Genomic DNA, 18,088 nt, shown 5'->3' on the forward strand with positions numbered 1-18,088 from the left:
CCAGGAGTCAACGTGGAACTGAGCGGTGTCCGTCCTGCCGTCACCGAGCCGCCGCGTCCGGGCACGCGCGGAACGCCCGCCGCCAAGGGGGCGGCCACGTGACACCCCGGTCCGCCGAAACATCCGACGTGGTCGTCGTCGGGGGCGGTGCCGCCGGCCTCAGCCTCGCGCACCGGCTGGCGGAGACCCGCGCCGCCACGGTGACCGTGATCGAGCCGCCCGACGGCCCGCTGCGCCCCGCGGAACGGACCTGGTGCTACTGGCACTCGGACGTCGACGGCCTCGAAGAGGCCGTCAGCGCATCCTGGTCCGTGCTGCGCGTGCACGGCGCCGACGGCCGCCCGGTCACCGTCGAACCGGACCCGTTCACCTATCGCATGGTCCGCTCCACCGACTTCGAACGAATGGTCCACGGCCGCCTGGCCCACTCGGACGGAGGGCACGTCCTGCGCGCGACAGCGCAATCGGTACGCAACTCGCCCGGTGGCGCGGAGGTCCGGTGCACACTGCCCGGCGGGGGGCCCCTGACCCTGCGCGCCCGTCGCGTGTTCGACTCGCGGCCGCTGACCGCCCTGCCGCCGGCGCGCACGCAGTTGCTGCAGCACTTCCGCGGCTGGTTCGTACGCACCGACACCGATCGGTTCGATCCCACGGTCGCGGATCTGATGGACTTCCGGGTTCCTCAGCCGGCACACGGACTCGCCTTCGGCTACGTCCTGCCACTGACGCCCAGTCGGGCGCTCGTGGAGTACACCGAGTTCTCCCGCAACACGCTGAACACCGAGGCGTACGAGTCGGCGCTCGATCGCTACTGCCGGGACACTCTCGGGCTCGGCCCGCTCACGGTCGAGCAGACCGAGCAGGGAGTCATCCCCATGACCGACGCCCGCTTTCCCCGGCACGCCGGAACTGCCGTGTTCCGCATCGGGACCGCGGGCGGCGCCACTCGTCCGGCCACCGGCTACACCTTCTCCGCGGTACAGCGACAGAGCCAAGCCATCGCCGCAGCCCTGCGCGACGGGCACGCAACCGTCCCCGCACCCCACGGGTGGCGCGCGCTGGCCATGGACGCGATATTGCTGCGCGCCCTGGACACCGGGCGGATCAGCGGCCCGGACTTCTTCACCAATCTGTTCCGCCGTGTCCCGGCCGAGCGCCTGCTGCGGTTCCTCGACGGCACGACATCGCTCCGGGAGGAGTGGGGCATCGGATTGCGTACCCCTGTCCGGGCGATGCTCTCCACGGCAGCCGAACTGCCCTTTCTGCCCCGCCACGCCCGGCACAGCGCGAGAAACGGAGTGAGCCACCGATGAGCCTCATGCGCGACCACGACCTGGCCCGCGCCTTCGACCACGCCTCCCACACCTACGACCGCCTCACCGCTCTCAATCCCGGCTACCGCACCGACCTCCTGCGCTCGGCCCGCCGCCTCCGCCTCCCCGAGGACGGAGCCGGCCTGCATCTGCTCGACCTCGGATGCGGCACCGGCGCCTCCACCCGGGCCCTGCTCACGGCCGCCCCCCGGGCCAGGATCACGGCCGTGGACGCCTCCGCGGGCATGCTGCGCCGCGCGATGACCAAGCCGTGGCCCGCACGCGTGCGCTTCGTCCACCTGACCGCCGAGGAACTCGCGACCGCCGGCGAGGGCCCGTTCGACGCGATTTTCGCCGCCTACCTGTTCCGTAACGTCACCGACCCGGACACGGTCCTGCGGACTGCCCGAGCCCTGCTGCGGCGGGGCGGACGTCTCGCCGCCCACGAGTACAGCCTCAGCGGCGCGCGGGTGCACCGGGCGCTGTGGACGGCGGTCTGCCAGGGGGTGGCCATCCCTGCGGGAACGTTCACAGGGGACCGCGGCCTCTACCGCCATCTCTGGCGCAGCGTCATCGCCTTCGACACCGCCCCCGACTTCGCCGACCGGCTGAGGCGAGCCGGTCTGACCTCGGTGCGGATCGCCCCGGTCGCCGGATGGCAGACGGGCATCGTGCACACCTTCCTCGCCCGCAACGGCGGCTCGACCACGACAAGGGAGCACGCACAGTGACCGCTCATCGCCCCGCTGCCGCCCGGCGAGGCCGCGACCGCAAGGCCGAGGTCCTGCTGCCCGCACCCGGCGCGGAGCGCTTCCGGCGCGGGGACGCACCGTCCGTCGCGGTGATCGGAGGCGGAATCGCCGGCCTGTCCGCAGCCACCCTGCTGGCCGAACGCGGCGCCCGAGTGACGCTGTACGAGAAGGACGGCTCACTCGGCGGTCGGCTCTCCGGCCACCGCACCACGCTGACGGACGGCTCCGCGGTGACCATGACCCGCGGGTTCCACGCCTTCTTCCGCCAGTACTACAACCTCCGAGGTCTGCTTCGCCGCACCGACCCCACCCTCTCGCGGCTCACCCCGCTGCCCGACTACCCCTTGCGGCACAGCGGCGGCCTGACCGACAGCTTCGCCCGTGTCCCGAGGACCCCACCCCTCAGCGCGCTCGGATTCGTCGCCCTCAGCCCCACCTTCGGCTGGCGGGACCTGGCCGCCATGGACCCCCGGGCGGCGCTACCGCTCCTCGACGTACGCGTCCCCGCGGTGTACGAGCGCTTCGACGACGTCACCGCCACCGGCTTCCTGGAAAGCGTGCGATTCCCCGAAGCCGCACACCACCTGGCCTTCGAGGTGTTCTCGCGCAGTTTCTTCGCCGATCCGCGCGAACTGTCCGCCGCGGAACTGCTCCTGATGTTCCACATCTACTTCCTCGGATCGGCCGAGGGTCTGCTCTTCGACGTACCGACCGAACCCTTCCCCCAGGCGCTCTGGGAGCCGCTCGCCGACTACATCCAGGGCCTCGGCGCGAACATCCGCACCAAGACCCCCGTGCACCATGTCATTCCTCGCGACGGCGGAGGGGCGGACGTGCACACCGACGCCGCTACCGACCACCACCAGGCCGTGGTGCTCGCCCTCGACACCGGTGGTCTGCGGCAGACCGTCGCCGCGTCACCCGGCCTCGGCACGGTCGGCTGGCGCGACAACATCGCAACTCTGCGTACCGCACGGCCCTTCCTCGTCTCCAGGCTCTGGCTCGACCGTCCGGTCCGCACCGACCGGCCCGGATTCCTCGGCACCAGCGGCTACGACGGGCTGGACAACATCAGCGTCCTGGACCGGTACGAGGGCGAGGCCGCCCGCTGGGCCGCGCGCACCGGAGGCTCCGTCGTGGAACTGCACGCCTACGCCGTGGAGCCCGCGGCGGAACGGAAGGACGTGCAGGACATGCTCCTCGACCGGCTGCGCCAGGTGTACCCGGAGACCCGCGAGGCGCGCATCGTCGACGCCCGGCACGAGTGGCGCTCGGACTGCCCGCACTTCGAAGTCGGTTCCCACCACCGGCGCCCCGCCGTGCACACTCCCCACTCCTGGCTGACCCTGGCCGGTGACGCGATCCGCTGCGACCTGCCCGTCGCCCTCATGGAACGAGCCGCCACCACCGGCTTCCTGGCCGCGAACGCCTTGCTCGCCGACCGGGGTGTACGGGGACAGGTGCTGTGGACGGTCCCCAGGTCGGGCCGCTCCCGCCTGCTCCGGGCGCTCGGGGCAGTCGCGGGATGTCGCCCGTCTCCCTGACCGGTGTCCTCCCGCGCACAGTGGCGGGGGAGGACACCGATGGTTGCTCAGCCGGGAAACCGCCCGGTGCTGCGCAGTGCCCAGCGTCGCTCGGCGTAGGCCAGGTCGTCACGCCACAGACGCCCGGCCGTGCGACGCATCAGCGGACGCAGCACGGGGGCGGCAGCTCGGGCGAGAGCGAAGCCCGGCCGGTCCGAAGTGGCGACCGTCGCCTCGATCACCGCAGTGCGCGGACGTTCGTGGTCCAGCCTTGTCATCGGCGTCGCGTGCGTCTCCACCACGGAGGCGGCTCCCTCGCCGTCGGTGATGCGCATGACGACCGTTCGCGGCTCCGGAGCGGTGAACTCGGCCCGCACGGGGACCACCAGGCGTCCGGCCACCCGGAAGGAGACATCGACGACGAAGCCGTCGTCCTCGTCGTTCTGTGGCTCCCGAATCACCGACAGGTCGATGAACGAGTACGGGTGGAACCACGAGCCGTGCCATGGGTCGAGCCGGTTGGCTACCACATCCTGGGGTTCGCACCGCCCCGCCGCCGTGAAGACCGCGTCCACCGCGCTGTCCGTCGCGGGGCGTACGGGCACCACAGGCCGCTCGGTCGGCTTCTCACCACCCACCTCGTCCAGCCTCACCCAGACGAGTACGCCGTCGTCGTGCACCGGGAAGGGCTGCCAGCCGGCGAACGGAGAACCGTCCAGGGCAAGGCCGTGCCAGTGGCACACCAGCGTGCCGCACGCCACCCGGCTGTCCCGCAGCGGAGCACCGAGATGGGGGCAGACACCCGGGCCCGCCCGCAGCTCACCGCCGTCCGTACGCCACAGCACGACCTCCACACCGCCGACCGTCCTGCCGTACGGGCGGTCACCCGCACGGACCTCCCGGGAGGCGCCGACCACGAACCAATTGCCCGACGGGCGGGCGGTCGCCCGCTTGAGCGTCTCGGCGATGAGCGCAGGCCTCGCCTGGCGCCAAGTCGGCGTCTGCGCCGCCCAGTCCGGGCCCGGACCCCGGAGCCGTAGTGGTGGCGACCAGCGCTTCCCGCCCATTCGCTCACTCACCGCACCGGCTCCTTCCGCTCGACTGCCGGATCACTCGCCGTGATCGCTCGATGCCGGATACGGGCACCCCACCGGGCACCGGTCACGCGCAGCACACCGACCGCGGCGGTGGCCACACGGCGCCGGCGGGAGACCACCGCACGACGATGCAGGACCGAGTAGTCCTGCTCGGCGATCACATCAAGGATCGCGCCGTAGAGGGTGAAAGCGGCACGGATGCAAGGACGCACCCGCGGATCGAGCATGGCGATACCCGGTTCCGCCGTCCGGTACACGCTCTGCGTCATCGCCGCCGCGTCCACCAGGGCCGCCCGAATCCGCGCATCCCGGCGCCCGGTGCGCCGACTCCACTCCAGCAGCGCCCTGTCCACACCGTGGGCGGCCAGCAGGTCGCCGGGCAGGTAGACACGGCCCCGGTCGAGATCCTCACCCACGTCCCGCATGAAGTTGGTGAGCTGGAACGCCACACCGAGCGCTGCCGCGTGCGGTGCCGCCTCCTCCCGGGGCACGACCGTGCCGAGGACCGGCAGCATCTGCAGACCGATCACCGCAGCCGAACCGTGCACGTACCCCTGCAGGTCGGCGTAGGTCGGGTAGTCGGTGACGGTCAGATCGGCACGCATCGAGGACAGGAAGTCGGCGAACAGCTGGTGCTCGATGTCATACCGGGCGGCAGCGTCGGCAACGGCTCGGACCACCGGTTCGTCACCGGCACCGGTGCGCAGCTCCCTCGCCAGGTCGCTCTCCAGGCGGAGTAGCAGCCGGTCGCGCTCTGCGGGCGTCCCGTCCGGGTCGAGGTCGTCCACGATGTCGTCCGCCCAGCGGGCGAAGCCGTACAGGGCGTGCACGGCGGAACGCCGCTCGGGCGGCAGCAGACGGGTGGCCAAAAAGTAGGTCTTGCCGTGGCGGGCGTTGAGCCGTCGGCACCGGGTGTAAGCGGTGCGCAGCTCGGGATCGGTGATCCCGGCTGCGTCCAGTTCACGACGGGTCATCAGCACCTGCCCCGGCCGGGACGGAGGAACTGCCGGCTGCGACCGGGGACGGACGCACTCGTCCGAGCCGGTGACTGGTGCCGCCGGTGACGCGCGCGGCTGCGAGTTTGCCACTGATGAGTACGGTCGGTACGCCGACGCCCGGCGTGGTCCCGCATCCCGCGAGTACGACGTTCTCCGCCCCTCGTACCAGATTGCGCGGGCGGAAGGGGCCGGTCTGGGCGAACGTGTGGGAGACCGAGAAGGGACTGCCGGCGCCATGGCCCTGCGCCGCCCAGTCGAGAGGGGTCACCAGAAGCTCCTGTTCAATACTGTCCGCGAATCCGTCCAGGCCCCGGCGCTCCAGTTCGCGGATCAGACGGTCGCGGTACCACGGGCCGAGGTCCCGCCAGGCGGCGGCCGAGGGACCGACCGTGGTGTTCGGGCAGGGGGCGAGGACGTAGTGGAGATGGCGTCCCGGTGGTGCCAGGGCAGGGTCGTGGGCGGTAGGACGGGTGATCAGCAGGGAGGGGTCGCTCATCAGCTCACCCGACCGGGTAAGTTCGTCGAACGTGTGCTCCCATGCGGCGCCGAAGGAGATGGTGTGGTGGGCGAGGTGAGGCCAGGTGCGGTCGGTTCCGGCCTGCAGGATCACGGCAGACGGTGAGTGGCGCAGCCGTGCCGGACGCCGAGGCCGACGCCCCAGGAGCTCGTAGGCAGCAGGCAGCTCACACGTCAGCACCACCGCATCGCAGGGGATGCGTTCGCCGGAGCTGAGGCGAACGGCACGTACGCGGCCCGCCGAGCGCTCAAGCGCGTCCACTTCTGCGCTCCAGCGCAGTTCGGCGCCGGCCTCCGCAGCCGCGTCGGCCATGGCGCGGGGGAGCGCGTGCATGCCGCCTTTCGGGAACCAGACGCCGGCCACCGTGTCCATGTAAGCGATCACCGCGTACGCCGCGAGTGCGCGGGCCGGGGCCACGCCGGCGTACAGCGCCTGGAAGGAGAAGACACGACGCAGGCGGTCGTCGGCGATGAAGCGTCTGATACGGCCGTCCAGCCTCCCGAACCCGCCCAGCGCGGCCAGCCGGGCCAGATCCGGGTGCAGCAGCTGGAAGGGGGAGTCGAAGTTCGTGTCGATGAAACGGTGCATCTGCGCCCGGTACAAACGCTCCAGCCACTGCCGCAGGTCGCGGTAGCCGGCCGCCGCCGATGCCCCGGCGAAGCGCCGAACCTCCGCTTCCATCGCCTCGCCGTCCGTGTGTACGTCGAGTGAGGACCCGTCCGCGAAGCACGCCCGGTAGGCCGGATGCAGAGCCACCAACTCCACGCGGCGGTGGAGACTGTCGCCGACAGCGGCGAACGCCTCGTCGGCCAGATGCGGCATGGTCAGCACCGTGGGTCCGGTGTCCACCTCGTATCCGCCCAGTTGTAGGCGGCCGGCCCGGCCGCCGGGGCAGGTGTCCCGTTCGACGACGGTGACCCGGCGGCCCGCACCCAGCAAGTGCAGGGCACAGGCCAGCCCGGACAGCCCGGCACCCACCACGACGACGTGGTCGGTCGGCCCCGGCACCCTCTTCACGCGACCCCCTCCGCACGGCGCGGGGGCACGCCCGTCGCCTGTCGTACCAACGTGGCGAACTCACGCCGGAGGGCCGGGTGGGCGCCGGTGCGGTCGAAGTGCCCGAGGCTCACGGCCGTCAGCTCCTCGATCTTCGCCTCCACCAGGTCACGGGCGCCGGTGTGTTCCAGCACTGCCCGCACCTGCTGCACGGCGTGAACGGACTCCGGGTCCGCCGCCAGTGTCGCGGCGGCGTGGTGATCGTCGGCGTCCTCTGCGAGTTGGACGCCGACGGCGAGCAGATAGGTGCGCTTGCGTGACCGCAGGTCGTCGTCGGCAGGTTTGCCGGTCAGCGCCGGATCACCGAAGGCGCCCAGGAGGTCGTCACGGAGCTGGAAGGCCAGCCCGGCGCATCGGCCGGCCGCCCGCAGTGCGTCCAGCACGTGATCGTCGGCCCCGGCCAGCGACGCGCCCAGCGCGAGAGGCCGGGCGACGGTGTACAGAGCACTCTTCAGGGTGGCGATGGCCAGCGCCTCGTCGGCACCGGACGAACGACCGGCCTGAGCGTGCAGGTCGCGGTACTGTCCGGCAACCATCTCGGTGCGCATCGCCCGCCACTCCTCGTGCAGGCGCGGCCCGTGCGCCGTACCGAGTGCCGTCTCCGTCAGTAGGTCGTCCGCCCAGGCAAGGGCCAGATCACCGACGAGGACGGCGGCCGACCTGCCGAAGGACTCCGCAGAGCCGTGCATCCCCGCAGTCCTGTGACGCCGGGCGAGTTGCACGTGCATGGCCGGGGCACCTCTGCGTCGCAGGGAGCCGTCCATCACGTCGTCGTGTACGAGGGCGGACGCCTGGATCAGTTCGAGGGCGGCCCCCGTCCGTAGAACCGCGGTGGTGTCACCCGAACCGCCGGCGGCCCGCCAACCGCAGTACGTGAAGCCCGTGCGCAGTCGTTTGCCGCCCCGCTCGACGAACGCGGCCAAGCGGCCGGCCAGCTCCTGGGCGAAAACGGGATCGACGGCACGGGAATGACGCAGCCGTACGTCGAGAACCTGCTCGAGGACGGTGCCGACCGCGTTCGCGACATCGGTCGCGGCAAGAGGGCCTTCGACGAGTTCGGCCGGTGGGGCAACGATCGGCGGCGGTCCAAGCATGCTCAACCCCTTCTCACTCCCGGTCACCCGCACGTCAGTGCTTCCGCCGAGTGCCCTGATACGGATGCGCCGACTCCCTGCCGGAACGCGCGCACAGTGATCTCACCCCGCCGGCCCGTCGATGTGCCGCTCATGGCGGCGTGTCACCCCGTGCGTGCTCCAGTCGGCGTACTTCCGCGAAGTCCGTGAGCCGGCCGAGTCGTCGCAGGGGTGCCTTTGGTCAGACACGACCGTGAACCCGACGAGCAGGTTTCCGTGTCCTGCACGGTTGCTCCCTGAACCAGCCCGACGTCACAACCGCCACGGACACGACCCGCTGTGGCGCGGCCACCGCGACGGCCTGGGACCGGATGCACCCCCGACTCACCCACCGCGGGCCCTGGCTGACCACGCCAAGGAATAACTAATAACTCCCCTCCCCGTCCTGCACGGCACGTTGGGCAGCGGTGCAGCTTCGACGGCGCCGAACAGCCCACGTGTCCGAGGCGCTCAGGGCTGACCGGCACGAGGGCTTACCGATCCGTCATACGTGAGGTGGGCATCGCCGGGCAGAGTTCGTGAGCCGTTCGGCGAGAGCCTCGACGAGGCCGCGGAGCTCATCCGGACGTTCGATGACGAAGGGCCGGTCCAGCGAGGCGAGTACAGCAGGCAGCCAGTCACGGACGACGTCGTCCGCCTCGTCGACTTCTACGAGCGCGCCACCGGAACAACTGCCAGCTGGTCCAACGAGCACTTTGCTGAGCTCAGGACCACCTCCGCCACCCTCGCGATCGGCAGCACCCGCACTGTCCCTCTGTTCGCGCCTGGCTCCGCCCGCCCGGCCGACAACCACAGCGTCATCCTCGAATTCCTTGTCGACGACGTGGACAGCGTGCACAAGAACCTGACCGGCTTCGTGGAGGACTTCGTCAACGGACCCACGACGATGCCCTGGGGCAATCGTGCGCTCCTGTTCCGCGACCCCGACGGCAACCTCGTCAATTTCTTCACCCCCGTCACACCGGCCGCCATCGAGAAGTTCGCTCGCTGAGGACAGCACAGCCGCCCGGCAGACGCACGGTTTCCCCGTCGGCCCGACTTCGCCGGCGAACGGTCCGATTTCGTTGTCACTGGACACTGACCTGTCGCAGCGAAGGTTGAGCACTTCTCACTGAAGGCTGGGTGGTCGGCCGCCGGCTGGATGGCTCCGTTCACGGACCGGGCTTCCTCGCGGGCGCCTCCGCCGCTGCTCAGTGGCGGCCGGTCTGTCGGGCCTGGCGGGTGGCGGTACGAGGGCTGCCGGTGAGGGGTCGGCCGTGGCCGGGCAGGAGAAGGGTTGCGGCGGTCAGCCCGTCCAGCCGGTCGAGAGAGGCCAGGGCGGTGCGGCCGTCGTGGCTGAAGCCCCCGCGGGCCAGGGTGCGACCGGTGTGTCCGGTCAGGACGTGGGTGACCAGGGCGTCGCCGGTGAAGAGCAGGCCGCGTTCGGGGAAGAAGCAACCGCTGCTGCCCGGGGCATGACCGGGCAGCAGGACGGTCCGCGGTGCTCCGGGGACCTCGTCCGGCCGCCGGCCGGTGTCGAAGCCGCGCACACCGGAGACGGCGGGGGCGGTGAAGGCTCCCTCGCGGGCGAGGTGGAACGAGGTGGTGATCGCGGTGGGCCGGCGCGGGAGGTAGGGCAGCGCGGAGCGTTCCGGCTCGGCGTGGCGCAGGGCGCTGCGTGGGCGGATCGGCGGGCGGCGGCTGGGCGGTGCGGAGGTCGCGGACGGCCTGGAGGGCGTCGGCCAGGCGTACGGCCTCTTCGTCCACGGCGGTCAGCGGGCTCTTGTCACGGTCGAGGGGCGGGTGTGACTGAGTGCTTCATCTGGTGAGAACCGCCACATGAAGCGCTCACTGATCCTGGGTGTACTGAGCTGCGTACCAGCTGGAGTCGATGGCGGGGTTGCGCAGGGCTCCCCAGAACCGGTCGCCAGGTATCGGTGGCAGTGGCGGATTGCCCAGGTCCGCATGGAGATCCGCACGCCAGTCGACAGTGAGGCGACTCCGTATCCCCGCGCTCTCGTACACGGACCTGTAGGGGGACCCCCAGATCCCGTGTGCCATCTTCTCCGCGGCCCACCTGCGAGTGTCGTCTCGGTGGGTGTTCGCCTGCACCAGCACCGCGCGTAGCCGCAGGGCCAGCGGACCGGTCTGGTCCGGCCGTGGTGGGGCTTCACCCCGCTCCAACGCGTCCAGGGCCGACTTGACCTCCGGATACTTGTTCAGGCCCGTTTCGAGCGCCAGTCTGCGCAGTTGCTTCCGCGCGGCCTCAGCCACCTGCTCACGTGGCAGGACCGCGAGCAGTGCACCGAGCTCCTCGAATCCGTCCAGGTAGCTCGCGTGGAGGAGGTCGGTGGGACTGCAGGAAAGGTCCAGCTCCGGTAGCCGCTCGCCCGGTGCGGGAAGGGGATCGTCGGCGCTGCCCCACTCCGGGCGGGCAGACATGGTGGGCTCCCAGAACAACCGACCGTTGAACGTCACGACACCACCATCCCGCCCGCGCTCAAGCCGGCCGGCCAGCTCTGCCAGATACTCACCCAGCGAGTCGGCCTGCCCGAAGCTGGTGCCGGTCTCGTCGAAGAACCGTCCGATCGCACCGAAGGACTCCTGCCCAGTGCGACAATCGATCACGAGACCGTCCGACGTCGCTTCATAGGAACCGAACTTCACGTATCCGTGATGCCAATAGTGCTCGGCCTCCTCCTCGTCAAGGTCATGGGCGACGTCGCGCATGAACCCGGTGTCCCCGAGGATTCCACCCACTCCGAGCAGCCGGTCGTCCGTGCTGAACGTGAAAGCCTCCGCCCCGTTCGCCGCCCCGTTGTGCCGGAGCAGTGAAGCGACCAGGTCCGGAGGAAAGGTGACACCCAGTTCCTCTTGCGCTGCCACGATCTCCTCATCTCCCGCAGGCGGCTGAAGGGTGGCGAGAGTGCGGGGTGCGTGCTCGCGCAACCACGCGTCGATGCGGTTCCATGAGTCCTGGACCAGGTCTGCTGTCATAGGGCCGACCCTAGAGCCAGACACTGACAGCTTGATCGTGAGCCGAAGCCCAGGAGTTGTCACCGGCGGAGCCGCGTGAGCCGGCGAAGCGGAACAGTCGAAGCAGTCTGGTTGTCACCAACAAGGCATTCGACTTGTCACGGGCGCTCGTTCAGCTGCCCGGCGAGACAGCGGAACAGACCCTCGGGGTCCTGTGCGCCGTCCCGGGTCCGGGCGCCGCCGGCCAGCCCGGCGCCCATGAGCGACACCGGCCGTTATCGCCGAAGTCCGTTCGCCACCGTCGTCATGATCGCCAGCAGAGCTTCCTGCTGATCGTGCGACAGGCACCCGAACAAGGCTTGGCGTAAAGCGGCGGAGTGGACGGACGTGGCACGCGTGAGAACATCCTGGCCCTCCTCGGTCAGTACGGCCAGCAGGCCGCGCCGGTCGGTGGCGCACGTTTCGCGGCGCACCCACCCGCGGTTCTCGAGACGGGTGATGGTGTGCGAGAGACGGGACGGGCTGATCCGCGCGTTGCGGGCCAACTCGGACATGCGCAGGCGCTGCTGCGGAGCTTCCGACAGCTGTATCAGTAGTCCGTAATGGACCGACCGCATCCGTGCGTCATGCTGCATTTGCTGGTCCAGGTGTTCCTGGAGGGAGGTGGTGGCGTCCACATACGCCTGCCAGGCGCGACGTTCCTGCTCTGTGAGCCTGGTCTGACGGGAGGTCACGGTATTCTCCAGCGGGTCGGTGCGGATGGGTGGGGACGTCAGGTCCATCGGCGGGCAACGGATCGCGTCAGACAGGTCAGCAAGGCGCAGGAGAGGAAGCCGGCAGCGAACACGGCAGTGTGCCTACCCTGCTGGAGCAGGGCGGTGCCGACGGCGATCGCCAGGGAACTGGTGAGCATTGCCGCCGCGGCGAACAGCGCGGACGCCCGCGCCCTCGCGGAGAACGGAACCAGGTGCGGCAGCCAGGTCTGCAAGGTGGTGTGCAGATAGCCCCAGGCGGCGCCCAACAGGAGTGCGCAGACCAAGGTCGATGACGGCCCGGGCGAACTCGCGGTGAGAGCCGTCCCGACCGCGCCCGCCGCCCCGCCGACTCCCAGCAGACGCATCGGCGGCCAGGTGTGACAGTGCCGGTGGACCATGACCGTGCTGCTCAGCACGCCGACGGCGTAGAGCGGCTGGGCCAGCGCTGTCACGGTCCGAGCACCCGACAGGGCGAGCGACGGGGCGAGCAGTGCGGGCAGGGTGAGCAGCGCCGCGCCCTCGGCGGCGCCCAGGGCGATCACCGTTCGGTACGCAGGCGCGTTGGCGTGCCATCGTGCCGCGCTCGGCCGAGGGGGCGACGCATCGGGAGGGGCGCCGGACATCCGGAACACGGTGGCGACGGCCAGAAGGCCGACGAGGAGGAAAGGCAAGCGCCATGAGGCCGCGAGCGAGGCCAGGACGGCCAGTGGGGGAGCGGCGACGGCAGCCATGGCCGCCGCCACCGTCAGGCCGGCGAAGGAGCGGTGGCGGTTCTGCGCCGAATCAGCTGATTCACAGGCGAGTGACACGCACGGAGGGACGGCGGCGAAGGAGGCGCCCGCCGCCATCCTCAGTGCGATCCACCACCCCGGCCCGGGCGAGAGCGCGGAGCCGGCCGACGCGATCGCGCCGAGGAGCATGCCTGTCTGCAGGCACCGCTGATATCCGTACCGATCGGCGGCGGCACCCCAGAGCGGCAGCGCGCAGCCGTATCCGAGTGAGTAGGCGGCGACCCCCATCGTGATGGTGGCGACGTCCGTGTCCCAGGCAGCTGACAGTGCGACGATGAGCGGACCGGTGACGCACCAGTCCGCATTGGCGACGGCGGCGGCCCACCGAGGTGCGCTCGCTGGGGGGCCGAGGCCGATATTTCTCTTCATTGTCCCGATGAACACCGTAGGTGATGCATAGGTTGCAATCGAAAAGACGTAGCTCATTCGGCTGCAGAGATGTGGCGATTTTCGGCCAATGATGTGAAGCGTAAACGCACTGCTTTTATGTTGTTGTAAAATTTCTTGAGACACCGGGGTGCGGCTATTGATCTTTACCTGTTACGGGGGGGGAACGATGGATGTCTGCATACTTGGCCCCATGGCCATCTATTCGTCCGGCCGCATCGACCGCGTTTGGCTGGCCCCGAAACCGAGGACGGTGTTCGCGCTTCTCTGTGGCCATCCGGGGCAGATGATCTCAGTCGCCCACCTCGTCCGCGAGGTCTGGGGGGAGGAGCCGCCCGCCAGCTCGCTGCGCAACATGCACACCTATGTATTGCAAGTCAGGAAAATGCTGGCGCGCCTCTGCGGCCTGCCGACCCGGACTGTCTCCCAGGAGCTGCTGGTCACGCATCCCGGCGGCTACTCCCTCAGCGAGGCGTCGCTGGGCTTTGATCACCATACGTTCACCGGGCTGACGGCTGCTGGGCGTGGACTTCTGCGGGACGGGGAGCTGCTCGTCGGCATCGACGGCCTCGTACGGGCATTGAGGACGTGGCGCGGACTCGCTTTCGCCGATGTCGTCACGGGGCCGATTCTGGAGGCTCAGCGACGCCAGCTCCATGATGCTCGGATCGGCGCGATGGAGGCGCTGTCGGATGCCAGGATATCTGCCGGGCAATTCCATGAAGCGATCTCAGACCTTTCCTCTTTCGTCACCGAGAACCCCCTGCATGAAGGTCTGCATTTTCACTACATGCGCGCCCTCGCCCTTTCAGGAGGGCGCGCTCGGGCGCTTGAAGTCTTCAATGATCTGCGACTGAATCTGGTATCCGAATTGGGTATAGAGCCCAGTGCTTCGATGCAGCAGTTGCAGTGTCGTATTCTGAATTCCGCCGCCCTGGTGCCCGGAATCTGACGCACCCGTCAGGTCACCGGTTTCCCGGCGCGGGTGAGGGCCCGTCCCGCGGTGCGGGGGGCCAGCAACACGTGATCGGGCTCCCTCGTGGGCGGCCGGGGCGGCAGGAGAGGATCAGTTCTCCCCGTGATCCGCAGGCCGCCGTTGTCCGGGTCGAACGCCACGAGGTCACCGGTCCGCAACCATCCCGCGCCGTCCTCACCGCGGAGGAAACCTGGTGCGGCGGACTGCACGCCGACGTACGGACTCCGGTCGAGGCGGACCTGCAACTCGCCCGACAACAGGCGGACGTGTACGCCAGGCGCGATCATTCCCGCCGTGTCGGGTCCGAACCAGCCCGTCGGGTCAGCCGCGATGATGCCGGTTTCCGTGGTGCCGTACGCCTGCCCGATGCGTACGCCGTGACGCTCCTCGAATGCCGTGTGTACGAAGGCGTTGAGGCGGGCGCCCCCGGCGATCGCCCGTCGCAGCCCGCGGATCGCCAACGGACGGGCGCATCGGGCTAGTTGGGCGAACTGCTCGGACGAGCCGAGGAGCGTGTCCGCGTCCGACCGGATCGCGGAGCGCAGCAGCGAGGGGACGGAGGAACTGCGCGGGAGGACCGTCTCGGCCCCGACGTTCATGTTGTGGAGCAGTCCGCCGATGAGGGGGAAGGAGTGGGTGAGCGGTCCCACTATCAGGACCCGGTCGCCATGTCGGGGCATTCCGCCGATACGGACGAACGTGTCCAGCTCGGTGAGCAGCGACCGGACGCTGCGCCCCACTGCTTTCGCGGCGCCCGTACTGGCAGAGGTGAACTGGACCAGGGCGTGGTCGTCGGCCGCGGGAAGGCCGTCTCGCAGGCGCCGGACGAAGATCTCGCACTCGTCATGGAAGTGACGGCCGCCGAGACCGGACGAGCCGAAGGCGATGTAGAACTGCGGGCGGGTTCTGTCGAGCAGTGCGGCCAGCTCGGGCCCCCCTGTCTCGGAGCTCATGAGGTGCACCTGAGCGCCCAGTGACCACAGGGAGAACACGGCCCACAGCTGCGAGAAGCTCGGCACACCGCGCAGGGCCACGGTCGCTCCCGCCCGGATTCCGTGCGACTGGAACAGCCGTCTCAGCTCGGTCACCTGGCGTCGTAGCTGCCCGTAGGTCACGGTGCGTCCGCTGCGGGCCCAAGGCGCGGTGGACGGGGGCCGGGCGAGGAGAGGGGTGCCCCACCAGTCGGGTATGTCATCGAAGGTGTCGTACACGACGCTCCTCGTTTCCCCAGGACGGTGATCCACCCACCAGAACACCGGCGAGCGGCGGAAGGTTGCACGGAGACACGGAGGGTGGCGGCAGGGCCGGCTGTCCGCCTCGTGCAAGGCGGACAGCCGACCCGGAGGAACCGAGAGCGCGGGGGATGTGCCCCTCGGTTCCGTTCGGGGGCGACGTCTCAGGAGACATCGCGGGCCTCCAGGGCGAGGAGGAACTGCTTGGCCTCCGTTCCGCCGGCGTAACCGCCTGGCCCCCCGGAGGCAGGCACGATCCGGTGGCAGGGCACGATCACACACAGCGGGTTGGCACCCAGCGCCCGACCCACGGCTCGGGCCGCTCCCGCTCTGTTCAGCCGGGTTGCCAGAGCGCCGTAGGTGGCCGTGCGGCCGTACGGTGTGAACCCGTCCAGCGCGGTGACGGTCTGCCGCGTGAATCCGGAGGCGAGGCGGAAATCGACGGGCAGGTCGAAGGTGCGCCGCCCGGCGGAGAGAAAGGCATCGATCTGGCCCCGGGCCTCATCGAGGAGGGCGTGCCGCGCGGGGACACGCCCTGCTGCCGCCTCCGGCCGACCGCCCCCCAGGCGCTGCAGGACCTGCGCGGGTTCGTCGAACCCGCAGTAGAGGACGGCCCTTTCGGACGCGGCCAGCGTCAGCCCGCCCAGTGGCGTCGGGTGGCGGACGATCGAGATGTGACCGGTTTCGGGGACGGACACGCGGGCTCCTCTGTCGGACGGTTCGTGCACCGTCATACGGTCACGGGACGGCAGACGCGGCAGGCGCGAAAGCCCGCCCGGTGAGCCTCGGCCGCGTCGTGGAACGGTCGTTGGTGTGCTGCGGTGATGCGGCGCGCGTGCGCGCAGGTGGGATGGCAGAAGATGCGCGTCGTGTCGCTGCCCAGCAGCGACAGTCCCTGACGGCCGAATTCCGCGACGCGCTCCATGTCGATGCCCTCGGCGTCGCGCAGCGCGCGGCCCGTGCTCGGCAGATAGGCGGCGTCGCACGGAGTGCCGTCCTCGTACGTGACCCGGTGGCAGGGCACCAGGTGCACGACCGGGTTGAGCCTGAGAGCTTCCAGCACATCGGTGTCCTGCCCCGTGCCGGCCTCCCTGGCGATCCAGCTCATCGGACGCAGCTGTCCCCGAGGCACGCTCCGCACGGCTCCCAGGACGGCGCGTTGCCCCTCCGACAGGCGGCCCAGGTCGACCGCCAGGTTCTTGGCGCGGCCGGACCGCAGGGCGGTACGCAGTCCTCGGAACGGGACATCGCAGCGCATCGCGGTGCGACCGGTCCGGCTCCAGTGGAGCTCCTCGAACATCTCCGTGCTCACGACCATGCTCGACGGCACGGACCCGGTGACGGCCTGCGGGCTGAACGCCACGTACAGGCCGCAGGCGTCCGTCTCCAGGCGCACGTACTGGTCGTATCGGTCCTGTGGAATTCCCACGTGCCGCAGAACGCGCAATCCGAAGTCCAACGGCGCGGGAGACGTGAGGTCGGCCAGTGCGTTCTCCACATGGGCTCTCGAAGGCCGTGGGCCTTCGCCGTTCGGACTCACTTCAACACCTCCCTCGGGGGCGGTTCCTTGGGGCCGAGCAGTAAGCGCAGGCTACCGACGCCGCGCGACACCTGAGCTTTGACCGTTCCCACGGGGCACCCCTGAGTCTCGGCTATCTCGCCGTAACTCATGCCGACCACGTGGCGCAGGACCACCGCGACCCTCGGCTTCTCCGGTAACTGGGTCAGCGCCGAGACGAGGCGTCTGCGCTCCTCGGCGGTCGAGGCGCACTCCTCCGGACCCGGCCGTTCGTCGGGCCAGGCCTGACTCGCGTCCTCGATCGTTGTGACGGCCACGGGGCGGCGCACGCTGGTACGGACGTGGTTGCGCCACACGTTGGCCGCGATGGTCATCAGCCACGCCCGCGGCCGCAGTTCGCGGCGCCGTTGAGGCGAGTAGCCCTGCAACGCGGTGTACGCACGCAGGAACGTGTCCTGCCCCAGGTCGTCCGCTTCCGCGGCCGACCCGCAGACCCGGAACAGGAACGCACGAACCGCCGAGGCGTGGAGACGAACCAGCTCCGTGAAGCCGTCGTCGAGATCCACTGCCAGGCGCTCGGTCAACTGCTCGGCCATCTCGTCCATCACAGATCAGAACACCAGGGTCTCGGAAAGGGTTGCACGGTGCCGCACGGGGCGCTCACCGGCCGGGCAGGCGCACCGACTGACGGTGCCGGAAGACGTCTGCGGGGTCCCATGCCTGCTTCACGCGCTGCGGTCTCGGATGGTTCTCCCCGTAGTACAGGTCGTGCCAGGGCACGCCCGAGGTGTTCCAGCGCAGATCGCCCCCGAGGTGTTCCAGCGCAGATCGCCCCCGAGGTGTTCCAGCGCAGATCGCCAAGATCGGCGTCGGGATGGTTGACGTGGGCGCCGTCGGCCGCGCGGGCCCCCCACCGGTGTCGGTGAAGACCTCGCGGTAGGCCGTCCTGACCCAGGACAGGGACGATGCCTCCTGCTCGGGGGCGGGCGCCCCCAGGACGGCGGCCGCGCCCGCGCCTGCCGATGCGATCAGGCCGCGCCGGGGAAAGCGCCCGGTCTCGTTCGGTGTGCGCAAGTGCCGCCCT

At 70.1% G+C, this 18,088-nt stretch carries 18 protein-coding genes and 1 pseudogene; 5 read left to right on the forward strand and 14 right to left on the reverse strand.

Annotated features, from left to right (window positions below; all coding sequences use genetic code 11):
• Positions 1 to 98 precede the first annotated feature (98 nt).
• The 3 genes from E6P78_RS11800 to E6P78_RS11810 are packed head-to-tail and all read left to right on the forward strand — an operon-like array spanning position 99 to position 3,609.
• Entirely contained in the window at positions 99 to 1,313 is a 1,215-nt protein-coding gene (locus E6P78_RS11800; protein WP_136203495.1) for a lycopene cyclase family protein, read from the forward strand.
• Positions 1,310 to 2,044 (forward strand): class I SAM-dependent methyltransferase, encoded by a 735-nt coding sequence (locus E6P78_RS11805; protein WP_136203496.1) that lies wholly within the window; start codon positions 1,310 to 1,312, stop codon positions 2,042 to 2,044. Before E6P78_RS11800 ends, E6P78_RS11805 begins: the two co-directional genes overlap by 4 nt.
• Positions 2,041 to 3,609 (forward strand): FAD-dependent oxidoreductase, encoded by a 1,569-nt coding sequence (locus E6P78_RS11810; protein ID WP_276607217.1) that lies wholly within the window; start codon positions 2,041 to 2,043, stop codon positions 3,607 to 3,609. Before E6P78_RS11805 ends, E6P78_RS11810 begins: the two co-directional genes overlap by 4 nt.
• Before the next feature lie 47 nt (positions 3,610 to 3,656).
• Here the strand turns inward: E6P78_RS11810 and E6P78_RS11815 are convergent, their stop codons facing one another.
• The 5 genes and pseudogenes from E6P78_RS11815 to E6P78_RS33370 form a co-directional block, all read right to left on the reverse strand.
• Positions 3,657 to 4,655: a DUF5914 domain-containing protein gene (locus E6P78_RS11815; protein WP_168712609.1), complete on the reverse strand. Its 999-nt coding sequence runs from the start codon at positions 4,653 to 4,655 to the stop codon at positions 3,657 to 3,659.
• Positions 4,656 to 4,663: 8 nt separating this feature from the next.
• Positions 4,664 to 5,659, reverse strand: coding sequence for a phytoene/squalene synthase family protein (locus E6P78_RS11820; protein ID WP_136203499.1), 996 nt, complete (start codon positions 5,657 to 5,659; stop codon positions 4,664 to 4,666).
• Positions 5,646 to 7,217 (reverse strand): phytoene desaturase family protein, encoded by a 1,572-nt coding sequence (crtI, locus tag E6P78_RS11825; protein ID WP_240799149.1) that lies wholly within the window; start codon positions 7,215 to 7,217, stop codon positions 5,646 to 5,648. The genes E6P78_RS11820 and crtI overlap by 14 nt, the downstream gene beginning before the upstream one ends.
• Positions 7,214 to 8,350 (reverse strand): polyprenyl synthetase family protein, encoded by a 1,137-nt coding sequence (locus E6P78_RS11830; protein WP_168712600.1) that lies wholly within the window; start codon positions 8,348 to 8,350, stop codon positions 7,214 to 7,216. The genes crtI and E6P78_RS11830 overlap by 4 nt, the downstream gene beginning before the upstream one ends.
• A 523-nt stretch (positions 8,351 to 8,873) precedes the next feature.
• Positions 8,874 to 9,017: pseudogene (locus E6P78_RS33370) on the reverse strand (transcriptional regulator); the annotation flags it as partial.
• Here E6P78_RS33370 and E6P78_RS11840 point away from each other — a divergent pair.
• Positions 8,949 to 9,380: a VOC family protein gene (locus E6P78_RS11840; protein ID WP_136203553.1), complete on the forward strand. Its 432-nt coding sequence runs from the start codon at positions 8,949 to 8,951 to the stop codon at positions 9,378 to 9,380. The pseudogene E6P78_RS33370 and the gene E6P78_RS11840 sit on opposite strands and share 69 nt — an antisense overlap.
• Positions 9,381 to 9,579: 199 nt before the next feature.
• Here the strand turns inward: E6P78_RS11840 and E6P78_RS11845 are convergent, their stop codons facing one another.
• From E6P78_RS11845 to E6P78_RS11860, 4 genes are all read right to left on the reverse strand, one after another.
• Positions 9,580 to 9,918, reverse strand: coding sequence for an MBL fold metallo-hydrolase (locus E6P78_RS11845; protein WP_168712601.1), 339 nt, complete (start codon positions 9,916 to 9,918; stop codon positions 9,580 to 9,582).
• A gap of 298 nt (positions 9,919 to 10,216) precedes the next feature.
• Complete coding sequence (locus E6P78_RS11850) at positions 10,217 to 11,365, reverse strand: SMI1/KNR4 family protein (RefSeq protein WP_136203502.1); 1,149 nt, start codon at positions 11,363 to 11,365, stop codon at positions 10,217 to 10,219.
• A 254-nt stretch (positions 11,366 to 11,619) separates the two neighbouring features.
• Positions 11,620 to 12,126 (reverse strand): MarR family transcriptional regulator, encoded by a 507-nt coding sequence (locus E6P78_RS11855; protein ID WP_136203503.1) that lies wholly within the window; start codon positions 12,124 to 12,126, stop codon positions 11,620 to 11,622.
• Positions 12,117 to 13,259, reverse strand: coding sequence for an MFS transporter (locus tag E6P78_RS11860; protein ID WP_136203504.1), 1,143 nt, complete (start codon positions 13,257 to 13,259; stop codon positions 12,117 to 12,119). The genes E6P78_RS11855 and E6P78_RS11860 overlap by 10 nt, the downstream gene beginning before the upstream one ends.
• Positions 13,260 to 13,470: 211 nt before the next feature.
• Between E6P78_RS11860 and E6P78_RS11865 the strand changes: the two genes are divergently transcribed.
• Positions 13,471 to 14,229: an AfsR/SARP family transcriptional regulator gene (locus tag E6P78_RS11865; RefSeq protein WP_168712602.1), complete on the forward strand. Its 759-nt coding sequence runs from the start codon at positions 13,471 to 13,473 to the stop codon at positions 14,227 to 14,229.
• 8 nt (positions 14,230 to 14,237) lie between these two features.
• On the opposite strand, the gene E6P78_RS11870 is transcribed toward E6P78_RS11865, so the two are convergent.
• The 5 genes from E6P78_RS11870 to E6P78_RS33375 all read right to left on the reverse strand — a co-directional run bounded on the left by E6P78_RS11870 (position 14,238) and on the right by E6P78_RS33375 (position 18,078).
• Entirely contained in the window at positions 14,238 to 15,464 is a 1,227-nt protein-coding gene (locus E6P78_RS11870; RefSeq protein WP_168712603.1) for a class I adenylate-forming enzyme family protein, read from the reverse strand.
• Positions 15,465 to 15,649: 185 nt separating this feature from the next.
• Positions 15,650 to 16,183, reverse strand: coding sequence for a methylated-DNA--[protein]-cysteine S-methyltransferase (locus tag E6P78_RS11875; RefSeq protein ID WP_240799153.1), 534 nt, complete (start codon positions 16,181 to 16,183; stop codon positions 15,650 to 15,652).
• A 32-nt stretch (positions 16,184 to 16,215) separates the two neighbouring features.
• Positions 16,216 to 16,914: an MGMT family protein gene (locus E6P78_RS11880; protein WP_240799155.1), complete on the reverse strand. Its 699-nt coding sequence runs from the start codon at positions 16,912 to 16,914 to the stop codon at positions 16,216 to 16,218.
• A 107-nt stretch (positions 16,915 to 17,021) separates the two neighbouring features.
• A complete protein-coding gene (locus E6P78_RS11885) occupies positions 17,022 to 17,609 on the reverse strand; it encodes an RNA polymerase sigma factor (RefSeq protein ID WP_136203507.1) in 588 nt (195 codons plus the stop codon).
• Between the two features lie 55 nt (positions 17,610 to 17,664).
• Entirely contained in the window at positions 17,665 to 18,078 is a 414-nt protein-coding gene (locus E6P78_RS33375) for a BBE domain-containing protein (RefSeq protein ID WP_168712604.1), read from the reverse strand.
• Between the last annotated feature and the right edge of the window lie 10 nt (positions 18,079 to 18,088).

This window comes from Streptomyces sp. A0958, from assembly GCF_004795035.1.
Taxonomy (GTDB): Bacteria; Actinomycetota; Actinomycetes; order Streptomycetales; family Streptomycetaceae; genus Streptomyces.